Source organism: Rhodobacter capsulatus, assembly GCF_052363175.1.
GTDB lineage: Bacteria > Pseudomonadota > Alphaproteobacteria > Rhodobacterales > Rhodobacteraceae > Rhodobacter > Rhodobacter capsulatus_D.
Genome location: NZ_CP198946.1, coordinates 777,658 through 791,288, shown reverse-complemented (window position 1 = coordinate 791,288; position 13,631 = coordinate 777,658). Strand labels below are relative to the sequence as shown.

11 protein-coding genes are annotated in these 13,631 nt (G+C 64.5%); 7 read left to right on the top strand and 4 right to left on the bottom strand.

What is annotated here, in order from left to right:
• Positions 1 to 8 precede the first annotated feature (8 nt).
• From ACTTAI_RS04670 to dnaG, 3 genes are all read right to left on the bottom strand, one after another.
• Positions 9 to 854: a Hint domain-containing protein gene (locus tag ACTTAI_RS04670; RefSeq protein ID WP_444454645.1), complete on the bottom strand. Its 846-nt coding sequence runs from the start codon at positions 852 to 854 to the stop codon at positions 9 to 11.
• Between the two features lie 174 nt (positions 855 to 1,028).
• Complete coding sequence (gene rpoD, locus ACTTAI_RS04665; protein WP_444454644.1) at positions 1,029 to 3,053, bottom strand: RNA polymerase sigma factor RpoD; 2,025 nt, start codon at positions 3,051 to 3,053, stop codon at positions 1,029 to 1,031.
• A 124-nt stretch (positions 3,054 to 3,177) separates the two neighbouring features.
• A complete protein-coding gene (gene dnaG, locus ACTTAI_RS04660; RefSeq protein WP_444454643.1) occupies positions 3,178 to 5,148 on the bottom strand; it encodes a DNA primase in 1,971 nt (656 codons plus the stop codon).
• 301 nt (positions 5,149 to 5,449) lie between these two features.
• On the opposite strand from dnaG, the gene ACTTAI_RS04655 reads away from it, so the two are divergent.
• Genes ACTTAI_RS04655 through ACTTAI_RS04645 form a run of 3 tightly spaced genes read left to right on the top strand, consistent with a single transcriptional unit; the run spans position 5,450 to position 8,293 of the window.
• Positions 5,450 to 7,108 (top strand): pilus assembly protein TadG-related protein, encoded by a 1,659-nt coding sequence (locus ACTTAI_RS04655; protein ID WP_444454642.1) that lies wholly within the window; start codon positions 5,450 to 5,452, stop codon positions 7,106 to 7,108.
• A gap of 9 nt (positions 7,109 to 7,117) precedes the next feature.
• A complete protein-coding gene (locus tag ACTTAI_RS04650) occupies positions 7,118 to 7,654 on the top strand; it encodes a TadE/TadG family type IV pilus assembly protein (protein ID WP_444454641.1) in 537 nt (178 codons plus the stop codon).
• A gap of 9 nt (positions 7,655 to 7,663) precedes the next feature.
• Positions 7,664 to 8,293: a hypothetical protein gene (locus ACTTAI_RS04645; protein ID WP_444454640.1), complete on the top strand. Its 630-nt coding sequence runs from the start codon at positions 7,664 to 7,666 to the stop codon at positions 8,291 to 8,293.
• A 2-nt stretch (positions 8,294 to 8,295) separates the two neighbouring features.
• Here ACTTAI_RS04645 and ACTTAI_RS04640 read toward each other — a convergent pair whose 3' ends face one another.
• Entirely contained in the window at positions 8,296 to 8,883 is a 588-nt protein-coding gene (locus ACTTAI_RS04640; RefSeq protein ID WP_444454639.1) for a TetR family transcriptional regulator, read from the bottom strand.
• A gap of 95 nt (positions 8,884 to 8,978) precedes the next feature.
• Here ACTTAI_RS04640 and ACTTAI_RS04635 point away from each other — a divergent pair, with 95 nt between their 5' ends.
• From ACTTAI_RS04635 to recJ, 4 genes are all read left to right on the top strand, one after another.
• A complete protein-coding gene (locus ACTTAI_RS04635) occupies positions 8,979 to 9,176 on the top strand; it encodes a hypothetical protein (RefSeq protein ID WP_444454638.1) in 198 nt (65 codons plus the stop codon).
• A 76-nt stretch (positions 9,177 to 9,252) separates the two neighbouring features.
• The gene (locus ACTTAI_RS04630; RefSeq protein WP_444454637.1) at positions 9,253 to 10,551 is read left to right on the top strand and encodes a homoserine dehydrogenase; all 1,299 of its coding nucleotides are present in this window, start codon (positions 9,253 to 9,255) and stop codon (positions 10,549 to 10,551) included.
• Positions 10,552 to 10,713: 162 nt separating this feature from the next.
• Positions 10,714 to 11,679 carry a class II fructose-bisphosphatase gene (gene glpX / locus ACTTAI_RS04625; RefSeq protein ID WP_444454636.1) on the top strand — a complete coding sequence of 322 codons (966 nt, stop codon included), beginning with the start codon at positions 10,714 to 10,716 and terminating at the stop codon, positions 11,677 to 11,679.
• A gap of 147 nt (positions 11,680 to 11,826) precedes the next feature.
• Positions 11,827 to 13,569 (top strand): single-stranded-DNA-specific exonuclease RecJ, encoded by a 1,743-nt coding sequence (recJ, locus tag ACTTAI_RS04620; RefSeq protein ID WP_444454635.1) that lies wholly within the window; start codon positions 11,827 to 11,829, stop codon positions 13,567 to 13,569.
• Positions 13,570 to 13,631: the final 62 nt, after the last annotated feature.

Below are 13,631 nucleotides of genomic sequence, written 5' to 3'. Positions count from 1 at the left end.
GGGCAAGCTCAGGCGGGGATCTTGCTCGCCATGCATTTGCGCCGCCCCTTGAGCACGGGAAGGACGTCAGTGGTGGCGCCGAAGTGGCAGGTCGTCGGGCACGGCTGGTTCGCCATCGCCAGTTCCTGCGCACACATCGCCTTGCGGATCACCTCCATGCGGGAGAGATGCTTGGCGAAATGCGCCTCCACCCCGCCATCCAGAGCGATTTCCCGGCGGATCAGATCCACCGCCGCATCGAAGGGCAGCGCCGCGACATCGGGCATATGCGCCAGCGTGTCATGCGGATCGAGATCGGCCCAGTCGTCGAACATCGAGCCGATATCGCAGAGCATCACCGCACCACGATCGGTCACCACAAGCTCGGGCCGCTCGAAACGGAAGCGATACAGCACCGCTTTCGGCCCCGGGTTCACCGTCGTCACTTGCGGCAGAAGCCCAAGCACCTTTGCCGGCACAAGAAGCAAGCCCTTGCCGAGTTCCTTGGCCGCCAGATCGCTTTGCAGAAGCAGGCATTGCTCGGGCGCCACAAAACGGTTGCGGGTATTGCCAAAAAGTCCCGCAGGCAGGCTGAGCGGCCAGAACCGATGTGGCATCGGATGGCGCAGCCGCGAGAGCGGAAAGCGTTCGATCGTCGTCACCGCTGCCAGACCGCCGGTGAAGGTCCGCAGCGCCTCGCCTTCGAGGATCGACGAGACGCGCCGCAACCCGCGCGAGGTCTGCAAGACGGTCTCGCCATAGAACCCCTGCGCCAGATCGAGAAACTCGTCCGTGCGCCGCAGGTGCTGGCCGGTCGTCGCCATGCGATCATCGAAATGGAACACGTCGGCGAATGTATCGCGGAACATGGTCATCTTGCGCCCTCCATCTCTTCCCACCGAGGAAAGCTTGCGCCAAGAGTCTTAAGGGGTAGTTGACAGAACCTGAAAAAAGCAGGGCGAAATACATATTTTCAACTTTTACTTGCGGAACGCAGCGTCAAAAAAGAAGCGCCCCGAAGGGCGCCTCTGAGCGTGTCTTTGCCTCGCTTACTGGTCGAGGAAGCTGCGCAGCTTGCGCGAACGGCTCGGGTGCTTGAGCTTGCGCAGCGCTTTCGCCTCGATCTGACGGATCCGTTCGCGGGTCACGCTGAACTGCTGGCCGACCTCTTCCAGCGTGTGGTCGGTGTTCATGCCGATGCCGAAGCGCATCCGCAGCACACGTTCCTCGCGCGGGGTGAGCGAGGCCAGAACCCGCGTCGTCGTTTCCTTGAGGTTTTCCTGAATCGCGCTGTCCAAGGGCAGGATCGCGTTCTTGTCCTCGATGAAATCGCCAAGCTGGCTGTCTTCCTCGTCGCCGATCGGCGTTTCAAGCGAGATCGGTTCCTTGGCGATCTTCATCACCTTGCGGACCTTCTCGAGCGGCATCTGCAGCTTTTCGGCCAGTTCTTCCGGGGTCGGTTCGCGGCCGATCTCGTGCAGCATCTGACGGCCGGTCCGCACCAGCTTGTTGATCGTCTCGATCATGTGCACCGGAATACGGATGGTGCGCGCCTGATCGGCGATCGAGCGGGTGATCGCCTGCCGGATCCACCAGGTCGCATAGGTCGAGAACTTGTAGCCGCGGCGATATTCGAACTTGTCCACGGCCTTCATCAGGCCGATGTTGCCTTCCTGAATGAGGTCGAGGAACTGCAGCCCGCGGTTGGTGTATTTCTTGGCGATCGAGATGACCAGACGCAGGTTCGCCTCGACCATTTCCTTCTTCGCCTGCCGGGCCTCTTTCTCGCCCTTCTGCACCTGGTTCACGATGCGGCGGAATTCCGAGATGTCGACGCCGACATACTGACCGACCTGCGCCATTTCGTGCCGCAGATCTTCGAGCTTGTCGCGGCTCTTTTCAAAGAGCGTGGCCCAGGCCCGGGCGGGTTTCGCCGCCATCCGGTCCATCCAGGTCGGGTCAAGCTCATAGCCGCGGTATTCGTCGATGAATTCGCGCCGGTTGATGCGGGCGGCATCAGCGAGCTTCACCATGCCGCTGTCGATCGACATGATCTTGCGGTTGATCCCGTAAAGCTGGTCAATCAGCGCTTCGATCCGGTTGTTGTGCAGATGCAACTCGTTCACCAGCAGAACGATTTCCGAGCGCAGTTTCTGATACGCGGCTTCCTCGGCGACCGTGAAGGTGCCGTCCTCGTTCAGCGTGGCCGACATCCGCAGATCCTGCATCTCGGCCAGCTTGGCATAGTCGCGCGCGATCAGTTCGAGCGTCTCCAGCACCTTCGGCTTGAGCGCGGCTTCCATCGCGGCCAAGCTCATGTTGGAGCTTTCGTCGTCGTCCTCTTCCTCGTCCATGCGCGAGATCGGGTTGCCATCCGCGTCATATTCGGGCTCGTCCGAGGCCGGACGGCGCGGCGCCGGGGCAGCGCCTTCGGCACTTTCCAGATCCAGCCCCTCGACCACCGGGCCTTCCATCCCGTCCATGCCCTCGATGCCTTCGTCGCCATCGAGCGAGCGGCCGAAGGTCGCTTCAAGGTCGATCACGTCGCGCAGCAGGATTTCTTCGGACAGAAGTTCGTCGCGCCAGATCGTGATCGCCTGGAAGGTCAGCGGGCTTTCGCAAAGCCCCGCGATCATCGTGTTGCGGCCGGCCTCGATGCGCTTGGCGATGGCGATCTCGCCCTCGCGCGACAGAAGCTCGACCGAGCCCATCTCGCGCAGATACATCCGCACCGGGTCATCGGTGCGGTCGAGCGTTTCCGACGCCGCCCCGGCCAGCGCGATCTCGCGCGAGCCCGAGCCGGTCTCGACAACCTCGCCGCCTTCGCTCTCTTCGACTTCCTCGCCTTCGACGACGTTGATGCCCATTTCAGAGAGCATCGACATCACGTCCTCGATCTGCTCGCCCGAGACCGTTTCGGGCGGCATCACCGCGTTGAGCTGGTCGATGGTAATATAGCCGCGTTCCTTCGCCTCGGAGATCATCCGCTTGACGGCGGCTTGGCTCATGTCGAAGGAAGCGTCCTCGTCGGCGGCGGTGTCGGGCTTGGTGTCGTCGATGTCCTTGGCGGCCATGGGCGCTCCTCGTCGGGCTGCATCGGGGCTGCGCACGGGCTGGCGCACAGCGAGTCGAATCGGTTCTGGCCGTTTTATCGAATCACGGCAACGAATCACAGGGGCGAATCAGCTGAGAAAATTCTCATCCGCCGCCGTGCTTGTCGAGCAAAGACTGCAGGAAATCCGACATGGCGGCCCGGTCCTCGCCCAGGTCGCCCGTGTCTTCAAGTTTCGACTTTCCGGCACGATGTAAGGCTTTCGTCGCTTGGCTGATCCGCCATGTCACACCCTCGTCAGCAAGGCCTTCGAGCGCTTCCACGGCTTCTTCGGTTTCTGCCCGCACCGCCCGCGCCGCCTGCAGCTTGGCCAGTTCCTCGGCCAGACACATGCGGGCAAAGTCACCGTCGTCGCGGCGCAGCACCGGAGGGGCCGAGCGCACATGGGGATGGGACATCAGGGTTTCAAGCACCCCCGGGTTTTCGCGCGCCAAAGCTTCCGCCAGATCCTCGGACGGCTGGTGCGCCTGCATCAGCATCGTGTCGCGCAGCGCCGAAAGCCCCGGATCAGACAGGCGGAGCCGCTCGATCTGGGTTTCGAACGCCGCCACAAGTGCGGGATGGGCGCAGAGGATCGCCATGATCATCGTCTCGCGCAGCTGTTCTGCCACCGCTTCGCTGCCCGCCGAAGCCAGAAGCGAAGCCCGCGTCGCCGACAGCGGCAGCGCGGGCGGCTTCGCCCCGCGCGGGCCATTGCCCGGGCCGCGCGACCCGTAACTGTTCGGCCCCTCACCGCGTGGCATCGTCCAGCGCGGCGCCTGCCCGCCGCGGGACAGACCGAACAGATCTTCGCGCAGCCGCTTGATGTCTTCGCCGTAATGCGCGCGGATCGAGGGGTCGGCGATCTTCTTCAACGCCTCGCGCAGGGTCTTGTCGAGCGCGGCCTTGCGTTCGGGGCTGTCGAAGACCTTGCCCTCGGTCTCCCGCTGCCAGAGCAGATCGACCATCGGCTTGGCGCCCGCCAAGACCTTTTCCATCGCGTCGCGGCCCTCGGCCTTGATCAGCTCGTCGGGGTCCTGCCCGCCGGGCAGGATGGCAAAGCGCAGCGCCTTGCCCGCTTCCAAGAGCGGCAGCGCCAGATCGACAAGCCGCAGCCCGGCACGCAGCCCGGCGGCGTCGCCATCCAGCGCGATGATCGGCTCGTCGGCGATGCGCCACATCAGCTTCAGCTGGTCTTCGGTGATCGCCGTGCCCAAGGGGGCAACGGCGCCGGTGAAGCCCGCCTCGACCAGCGCGATCACATCGACATAACCTTCGGCGACGATCAGCGGCTTGCCCTTGCCACAGGCCTCGCGCGCGGGGCCAAGGTTGTAAAGATTGCGGCCCTTGTCGAAGAGCTCGGTCTCCGGGCCGTTGAGGTATTTCGCCCGGGCGTTGGGGTCCATCGCCCGCCCGCCCAGACTGATCGCCCGGCCGCGCGCGTCGCGAATGGGAAAGATGATCCGGCCGCGGAAGCGGTCATAGGGGGCGCCGCCGTCGTCGGGCCGGATGCAGAGCCCGGCATCGACGATCAGATCGGGGGCAATGCCCTTGCCCGTCAGTGCCTGATAAAGGCCGTTGCGGCTATCGGGGGCAAAGCCGATCTCGAAGCGTTCGAGCGCCGAGGCCCCCAGCCGCCGCCGCGCCAGATAATCACGCGCGCCCGCGCCCGCCTGCGTGTTCAACTGCAGGCGGAACCATTTCACCGCTTCTTCCATCACCTGCACCAGTTCTGTGCGCCGATCCGCCTTTTCAGCAGCGCGCGGATCGCGGGCGGGCATCACCATCCCGGCCTCGCGCGCCAGGATCTCGACCGCTTCCATGAAGCCGACGTTCTCGGCCTCCTTCACGAAGCCGACGGCGTCGCCCTTGGCGTGGCAACCGAAGCAGTAATAGAAGCCCTTGCGGTCATCGACGTGGAACGAGGCCGACTTTTCGGTGTGGAACGGACAGGGCGCCCAGAAGTCGCCCTTGGCGCGGTTCGACTTGCGCTGATCCCAGATCACCTTGCGCCCGACCACCTGCGACAGCGGCAGGCGGTTGCGCAACTCGTCAAGGAATCCGGGCGGCAGGGACATGGCACCTATATCGGGATTCGGAGCATCCGTGTCGAGAGGCCGAAAAGCGAATCGATACGCTTCAAAGATTAACATCCCTCTAATGTTTGCCGAGTCCCGCGATTTCTTGTCCGACATTGTCCAGATCCCGGGAACTGCGACACATCAGGCCCCGAAACCGTTGCCAATCCCCATATAATCAACGGCTTTGCGCCTTGCCCGCGCCACATTTCCGCCCCGATCCAGCGGGATAAGAAGGATGGAAAACTGTCTACCGGCGCGCGAGTCAGGGGTGGGTCGCACGCGGGATCGGAGAAGCGCGATGAAATTGAGCAGTCGAGACGGAAAGGATCAGAGCAACGGCCTGCTGCGCCGTCTGGTTCGCAATGAGGATGGCGCACTGATCATCCTGTCCTTGCAACTCTTCATCCTCATGCTCGTCTGCACCGGCGTCGCCATCGACCTTGTGCGGGTCGAAGAACGCCGCACCGTCATTCAGAACACGCTGGACCGGGCCGCCTTGGCCGCGGCCTCGCTGTCGCAAGATCTCGACCCCACCTTCGTCGTGGATGATTATCTCGAAAAGGCCGGGCTCGATTATCTCGACATCGATCCCGTCGTCGAAGAAGGCAACTTCCACGAATGGCGCCGGGTGACGATCTCCGCTCAGGACAAGATGCCGACGATTTTCAAGCCCTTCACCGGGATCGAGTATCTGACCGCCAGCGGCAACAGCCAGGCGCTCGAATCCGTCGGCAACGTCGAGATTTCGCTCGTGCTTGACATCTCGGGCTCCATGTCGGGAACGAAGATCTCGAAGCTGCGCACCGCCGCCACCGATTTCGTCGGACAGATGTTCGACGCAGTGCAGCCCGCAAGCGCCCCCGCCGGTCGCTTGTCGATGTCGATCATCCCCTACAACCAGCAGGTCGTGCTGGGCAGCAATTTCAGCTCGCTCTGGAACATTTCGACAGACCATACAGAAAACACATGTGTCGATGTCGGGCTGTTGTCCTCGGGCGATTTCGAGATCTCGGACACCACCTCGCTGACCCGCACGCAGCACGGCAACAGTTCCTATGGCAGTTCGCTGGAAAACTGCATCGAAACCTCCGCGGCCACGGTGCTCGCCTTTTCGAACGACGAGACCGCGTTGAAAAGCAAGGTCGCGGGGCTGACGGCAGGCGGCAACACCTCAATCGACTTCGGTGCGCGCTGGGGTCTGGCGTTGCTCGATCCCGCTTCGCGCCCGGTGCTGGACGCGATGATCGACAACGGCTGGTCAAGCAGCGACATCGCCGGACGGCCCTTCGATTACGACGACGGCACCAAGCAGATCGACGAAATCGCGCTGAAGGTTCTTGTGCTGATGACGGACGGCGAAAACACCTCGGCCTATTCGACCAAGATGAAATATCGGACCGGCAATGCGGGCTACACCGAGGGTGGTTATTTCGTGTCTACGAAAAGCGCCACGGCCTTTTCGACGAATTCGAGCGGCAGCACTGCGGACTGGAAAAAGCTCTATTATTACGTTCCCGGCAAGTCTGCGCCCTATTACAGCATGAAGGACAAGGTCTGGTATTCCTCGGTTTCCGGAACCAAGTATCCGATCACCTGGCCGACAGTCTGGGATTACAGTGACAACCTTTATTTCATCATCGATACGTTCCTGAAGCCGCCGATAGCAAGCCTGAACGGCTGGTCCTACGACACTGCGCTGAGCAAAATCTATACCGAGATGGCGATCCAATCGACCAACAGCACCAAGAACACCGCGCTCTACGCGCTGTGCGATGCGGCCAAGGAAAAGGATATCACCGTCTTCACCATTGCCGTGGAAACCAGCAGTTCCGGGACTGCCGTGCTGAAAAAATGCGCCTCCGGTGATGCCTATGCCTACAACGTCACCTCAAGCGATCTGACCACGGCCTTTGCCTCGATCGCCGCCTCGATCAACGCCCTGCGTCTGACGAACTGAGGACAGGGAATGGTGAGCAAGCTGTATCAGTGGCTGCGGTGGGTCAGACGTTCCGAGGAGGGCGCCGTCACAATCCCCGCGATCATGTGGCTGCCCTTCTTCGTGATGATCATGGCCGCCTCGGTCGACATGAGCGTGCTGATCATCAAGCAGACGCTATTCGACCGTGGCGTCGATCTGTCGACCCGGATCCTGAAACTGGGGATCGAATCGCTCCCGACCCATGAGCAGCTCAAGAGTTCAATCTGCAACAACATCGCATTCGTCAGCAACTGCATGGACCGGCTCGCCGTCGAGGTCTTCCCGATCGACACCGACACCTGGACCTCGACCAATGCCTCGGGGCTCGTCTGCACCGATTCCTCCAGCGCCGTGGCGCTTTCGCCGCAGATCGAGCGCGGCGGGTCGGAACAGCTCATGATGCTGCGCGCCTGCCTGAAGATCGACACGATGATGGCCCTTGATCCCTTTGCACTGGCGTTGCAACGCGATGCGGGCGGTCAGGTGGCGCTGGTCTCGATCACTGCCTTCGTCAACGAGCAATAGTGTGAGGCGATGAAGATCTTCCGCAAATTCTGGCAAAGCGAAACTGGCTCGATCCCGATCGAGGGGGTCTATGCCTCGCTCTTGCTGCTGGGCTGGCTCGCGGTGGCTTTCCAGATCTCCGATGCGTTCCGCACGCGCTTGCTGGCATCTCGGGCCGCCGAAGCCGTGGGCGATCTGATATCACGCGAAGACAATGCCATAGGTCCGACCTATGTCGCCGGTGTGAAGAAAGTGTTCGACTTCATTACCCGGGTGCCGAACAGCAATTACACCTGGATGCGGGTGACGCTGATCATTTGCTCTGCCTCGGCGGACACCAACAGTTGCGATGGCACGACCAAGGCTTTCACGCTGGTCAATTCCTATTCCACGGCGGAATCGAACGGGATCCACAAGCATACCCAGACCACGATCAACCTTGATGCCGACCGCATTCCGGTCATGGCGGCGGGCGACAGTGCGGTGATCCTCGAAACCTCGATGCGCTATTATCCGATTTTCGGGATCGGCGATCGCGCCTTCCGCACCGGCGGCAGCACGGCCTTCACCACGATGGGGCTGAGCGAAAAGCTCCGGTTTTCAAATTTCGTCGTCACCCGTCCGCGCGGACCGCGCAACGTCTGGGACGACACGAAATAGGCTCAGGCGCCGACAGCCTTGCGCACCATGTCCCAATAGATCGTCTCGACAGTCTCGCGGCTCAGCCGCCCGCCCTCGCGATACCAGGTGTTGACCCCGGTCAGCATCGCGATGATCGCCATCGTCGCCAGTTTCGTATCGGGCAGGGCAAAGACCCCCTCGGCCTGACCCGCCTGCAGGATGGTTTCCAGCTCGGTCTCATAGGCTTTGCGCAGCGCCTCGATCACCGCGAATTTCTCGGGCGAGAGATTGCGCAACTCCATGTAGCTCAGGAACACCACCTCGGCGCGGGGCAGGTTGTGGCGGATGTGAAAGCGTACGAAGGTTTCCAGTGCGGCCAGCGCCCCCGCCCCCCGCGGCTCTTCGGCCCAGGCGGCGAGCAGCTCGTCCATATGCGCCTTCAGCAGATCGAACAGCAGCGCCTCCTTGTCGGGGGTGTAAAGATAAAGCGCCCCCGCCTGCACCCCCACTGCCGCCGCGATCTGCCGCATCGAGACGGCGGCAAAGCCGTGCCGCGCAAACAGACGGCTGGCCTCGGCGCGGATGCGCGGGCCGGTGATTTCGGAATGGGAACCTGTCTTGCGTGCCATCCGCACAAGATATCTGAACGCGCGTTCAATATCAAACCGGCTCTGGCGCAGGCCGCGCCCGCTCCTTATGCTGACACCAGACAACCGGAGCCCCCATGCTGCGCCCTGCCCTGCTCTTGCCGCTTGCCCTGGCCGCCTGTTCGGCCGCGCCCGGGACGCAATTCCCGAAGCTGATGCCGACCGACACGCTTCTGGTCGAAGAACCGCTGTCGCCCTCGCCCGCGTCGGGGCTTGAAGCGCGCGCCGCGGCGCTGCGCGCCCGCGCCGAGGCGCTGCGATCCGCCACCCCGTAACGACACGCCGCGCGTTGCTTTGCGGCGCGCGAAAGGCTAACAGGGCGCATCTGATCGCCAACAGCATGAGGTTCCCATGACCGCCGCCGCCGCCCAACCGCTCCGTCTCGGCATTGCGGGGCTTGGCACCGTCGGCATTGGCGTGGTGAAAATCGTGCAGCGTCACGCCGATCTTCTGGCCGCCCGCACCGGGCGCCCGGTGGTGATCACCGCCGTCTCGGCGCGGGACCGCACCAAGAACCGCGATGCCGATCTGTCGAATTATGCCTGGGAAACCGACCCGGTGGCGCTGGCGCTGCGCGACGATGTCGACGTGCTCGTCGAGGTGATGGGCGGCCACGAAGGCCCCGCCAAGGACGCGACCGAAGCCGCGCTGAAGGCGGGCAAGGATGTCGTCACCGCGAACAAGGCGCTTTTGGCGCATCACGGTCAGGCCTTGGCGGAACTCGCCGAGGGTCTGGGCCGGGTGATCCGTTTCGAAGCCGCCGTGGCCGGGGGCATCCCGGTGATCAAGGCCCTGACCGAAGGGCTGGCGGGCAACCAGATCCGCCGCGTCATGGGCGTGATGAACGGCACCTGCAACTACATCCTGACCCGGATGGAAACCGCGGGCCTGCCCTATGACACGGTGTTCGAGGAAGCCCGGCAACTGGGCTATCTGGAGGCCGATCCGCAGCTTGACGTGGGCGGCATCGACGCGGGCCACAAGCTCTCGATCCTCGCCGCGATCGCCTTTGGCACCAGGGTCAGCTTTGCCAATGTCGTGCTGGAAGGCATCGGCTGCATCTCGATCGACGACATCCGCCGCGCGGGCGACATGGGCTACAAGATCAAGCTGCTGGGCGTGGCGCAGATGACCGGCCGGGGCCTCGAACAACGGATGATGCCCTGCCTTGTGCCCGCGGCCTCGCCGCTTGGCCAATTGCAGGGCGGCACCAACATGGTGGTGATCGAGGGCGACTCGGTCGGCCAGATCGTGCTGCGCGGCGCGGGCGCGGGCGAAGGCCCGACGGCTTCGGCGGTGATGGGCGACGTGCTCGACATCGCGCGCGGGCTGCGTCTGCCGACCTTCGGGCAACCGGCCGTGAGCCTTGCGGATCCGATCCCGGCCGCGGTCTCGGCGCCCGCGCCCTATTACCTGCGCCTTGAGCTGATGGACAAACCGGGCGCGCTGGCCAAGGTCGCCGCCGTTCTGGGCGAGGCGGGTGTCTCGATCTCGCGCATGCGCCAATATGGTCACGAGGACACCTCGGCGCCGGTGCTGATCGTGTCTCACAAGACCACCCGTGACGCCATCGACGTGGCGATCGCCGGTCTGCCTGCCACAGGCGTGGTGACGGGGGCCCCGGTGGCGCTCCGGATCGAAGAAGTCTGACCGAAGCTGCCCCGGTCTGGTGCATCTGCGCACCGACCCGGGCGGCGTTCCGCTGCGGCTCTCGACAGATTGAACGCAGTTTCAGATCGTTAGCGCTGTCAGACTTGTCAAAACGGCGCGCCTCTGGCCTAGCTGGCGCAATCCAAACGCACAGGACATGCCATGACCACCCCCACCGATTTCAACGATCGCCTGCTGTCGCTCGGCCTTGCCCGCGTCTCGGAAGCCGCCGCCCATGCCTCGGCCCGGCTGATCGGGCACGGCGACGAAAAGGCTGCTGACCAGGCCGCCGTGAACGCGATGCGCGAGCAGCTCAACATCCTCGACATCCGCGGCGTCGTAGTGATCGGCGAGGGCGAGCGGGACGAGGCCCCGATGCTCTACATCGGCGAAGAGGTCGGCACCGGCGAAGGCCCGGCGGTGGATATCGCGCTCGACCCGCTCGAAGGCACGACGCTGACCGCGAAGGACATGCCGAACGCGCTGACGGTGATCGCGATGGCGCCGCGCGGCACGCTTCTGCACGCGCCCGACGTCTATATGGAAAAGCTGGCGATCGGGCCGGGGTTCGAAAAGGACGTGGTCAGCCTCGACATGACGCCGTCGGAGCGCATCCATACGCTGGCCAAGGCGAAGGGCTGCGAAGCCCATGATATCACCTGCTGCATCCTGGAACGTCCGCGCCACGAAGACCTGATCGCCGAGGTCCGCGCCACCGGCGCCTCGATCCGCCTGATCACCGATGGCGACGTCGCGGGGATCATCCACTGCGCCGAGCCGGACGTGACCGGCATCGACATCTACATGGGCTCGGGCGGCGCGCCGGAAGGCGTGCTGGCGGCCTCGGCGCTGAAATGCATGGGCGGTCAGATGTGGGGCAAGCTTCTGTTCCGCAACGACGACGAACGCGGCCGGGCGAAAAAGGCCGGGATCACCGATCTCGACAAGATCTACGCCCGCGACGACATGGTCCGCGCCGACGTGATCTTTGCCGCGACTGGCGTGACCAATGGCTCGATCCTGCACGGGGTGAAGCGCAACCCGAAATTCATCGAGACCGAAACGATCCTGATGCGATCGAAAACCGGCTCGGTGCGCCGGGTGATCTATCGCAACCCGATCCGCTGAGGCAACGTCGCGCGAGCGTCACGGGGGACTGCCGTCCCCCGCACCCCCTGCGCGTATTTTGCCAAGGAAAAGCAGGCGCGGTTCCCCGGAACGGTGCCGAGCCGCCCGCCACTGGCGGGCGTTTCGTTTTTTCGCTAGACCAAGGCCATGAACAGCTTTCTCGATGTCGATACGTCGCTGACCGGGCGGCGCTGGGTCGGCCCCAGCCTCGAGGTCGATCGTCTGGCCGAGGCGATGGCACAAGCGACCCGCCTGCCCTTGCCTTTGGCCCGCGTTCTGGTGGCGCGTGGCGTGACCCCCGAGGAGGCGGCGGGGTTTCTGGAACCGACCCTGCGCGATCTGCTGCCCGATCCGCATCGGTTGAAGGACATGGAAAAGGCGGCGGCGCGGTTTCTGCGGGCGGTGAAGAGCCGCGAAAAGATCGCGATTTTTGCCGATTATGACGTCGATGGCGGCTCTTCCGCGGCGCTGCTGATCTGCTGGCTGCGCACCTTCAACCATGTGCCCACGCTTTATATTCCCGACCGCATCGACGAGGGCTATGGCCCGAACGTCCCCGCCATGCAGGCGCTTGGGCGCGACCACGGGCTGATCGTCTGCGTCGATTGCGGCACACTCAGTCACGAGCCCGTCGCGGCCGCCGCGCCTGCCGATGTGGTCATTCTCGACCACCATCTGGGCGGCGAGACCCTGCCCCCCGCGCTCGCCTGCGTGAACCCGAACCGGCAGGACGAGCCGGGCGATCTGGGCCATCTCTGCGCCGCCTCGGTGGTCTTCCTGATGCTGGTGGAGGCGAACCGGCAGCTGCGGGCCGAGGGCGTCAAGGGCCCCGATCTGATGGCGATGCTGGACCTTGTTGCGCTCGCCACCGTGGCCGATGTGGCGCCGCTTCTGGGCGTCAACCGGGCGCTGGTGCGGCAGGGTCTGAAGGTCATGGCCCGGCGCGAGCGGCCGGGGCTGGTGGCGCTTTCCGACGTCGCGCGGCTCGACAAGGCGCCGACCGCCTATCATCTGGGCTTTCTTCTGGGGCCGCGGGTCAATGCCGGGGGCCGGATCGGCGCCGCCGATCTGGGGGCGCGGCTCCTCGCCACCGACAACCCGACCGAGGCCGCGGCTCTGGCCGAGCGGCTCGACCGGCTCAACACCGAACGCCGCGAGATCGAGAACCGTGTCCGCGACGCCGCGCTGGCGCAGGCCGAGGCCCGGGGGCTTGATGGCCCGCTCGTCTGGGCCGCGGGCGAGGGCTGGCATCCGGGCGTCGTCGGCATCGTCGCCGCGCGGCTCAAGGAAGCGACGAACCGGCCCGCCGTGGTGATCGGGCTCGAGGGCGGCATCGGCAAGGGTTCGGCCCGCTCGGTTGCGGGCGTCGATCTGGGCGCGGCCGTGCAACGGGTGGCGGCCGAGGGATTGCTGATCAAGGGCGGCGGGCACCGGATGGCGGCGGGTCTGACCGTGGCCGAGGATCAGCTAGACCCCGCGATGGCCCGGCTGGCCGAGCTGCTCGCCCGGCAGGGCGCAGGCGCGGGCGGCCCGGCCGATCTGCGGCTCGACGGTCTTCTGATGCCCGGCGCGGCGACGCCCGCGCTGATGGAGGATCTCGACCGCGCCGGTCCCTATGGCCAAGCGGCCCCCTCGCCGCGCTTCGCCTTTGCCTCGATGGCGATTCTGAACTATCGCAGGATCGGCGAAAACCACCTGCGTCTGAGCTTCGGCGACGGGCTTGGCGCCAAGCTCGACGCCATTGCCTTTGGCGCCTTCGACGGCCCGCTTGGCCCCGCGCTTTCGACGGGCGGAGCGGGGCGGTTCCATCTGGCGGGCAAGCTCGAACTCGACAGCTGGGGCGGCCGATCCAAGGTGCAATTGCGCCTTGATGATGCCGCCCGCGCCTGACCCGCCTGACCCAAGGCCCTGTTTTCCTGTTATTTTTAAGGTTTTCTCAGGGATCGCGAAGA

Coding starts and splice junctions, on each gene's coding strand:
- ACTTAI_RS04670 (WP_444454645.1), bottom strand. CDS start 854: ATGACCATGTTCCGCGATACATTCGCCGACGTGTTCCATTTCGATGAT.
- rpoD (WP_444454644.1), bottom strand. CDS start 3,053: ATGGCCGCCAAGGACATCGACGACACCAAGCCCGACACCGCCGCCGAC.
- dnaG (WP_444454643.1), bottom strand. CDS start 5,148: ATGTCCCTGCCGCCCGGATTCCTTGACGAGTTGCGCAACCGCCTGCCG.
- ACTTAI_RS04655 (WP_444454642.1), top strand. CDS start 5,450: ATGAAATTGAGCAGTCGAGACGGAAAGGATCAGAGCAACGGCCTGCTG.
- ACTTAI_RS04650 (WP_444454641.1), top strand. CDS start 7,118: ATGGTGAGCAAGCTGTATCAGTGGCTGCGGTGGGTCAGACGTTCCGAG.
- ACTTAI_RS04645 (WP_444454640.1), top strand. CDS start 7,664: ATGAAGATCTTCCGCAAATTCTGGCAAAGCGAAACTGGCTCGATCCCG.
- ACTTAI_RS04640 (WP_444454639.1), bottom strand. CDS start 8,883: ATGGCACGCAAGACAGGTTCCCATTCCGAAATCACCGGCCCGCGCATC.
- ACTTAI_RS04635 (WP_444454638.1), top strand. CDS start 8,979: ATGCTGCGCCCTGCCCTGCTCTTGCCGCTTGCCCTGGCCGCCTGTTCG.
- ACTTAI_RS04630 (WP_444454637.1), top strand. CDS start 9,253: ATGACCGCCGCCGCCGCCCAACCGCTCCGTCTCGGCATTGCGGGGCTT.
- glpX (WP_444454636.1), top strand. CDS start 10,714: ATGACCACCCCCACCGATTTCAACGATCGCCTGCTGTCGCTCGGCCTT.
- recJ (WP_444454635.1), top strand. CDS start 11,827: ATGAACAGCTTTCTCGATGTCGATACGTCGCTGACCGGGCGGCGCTGG.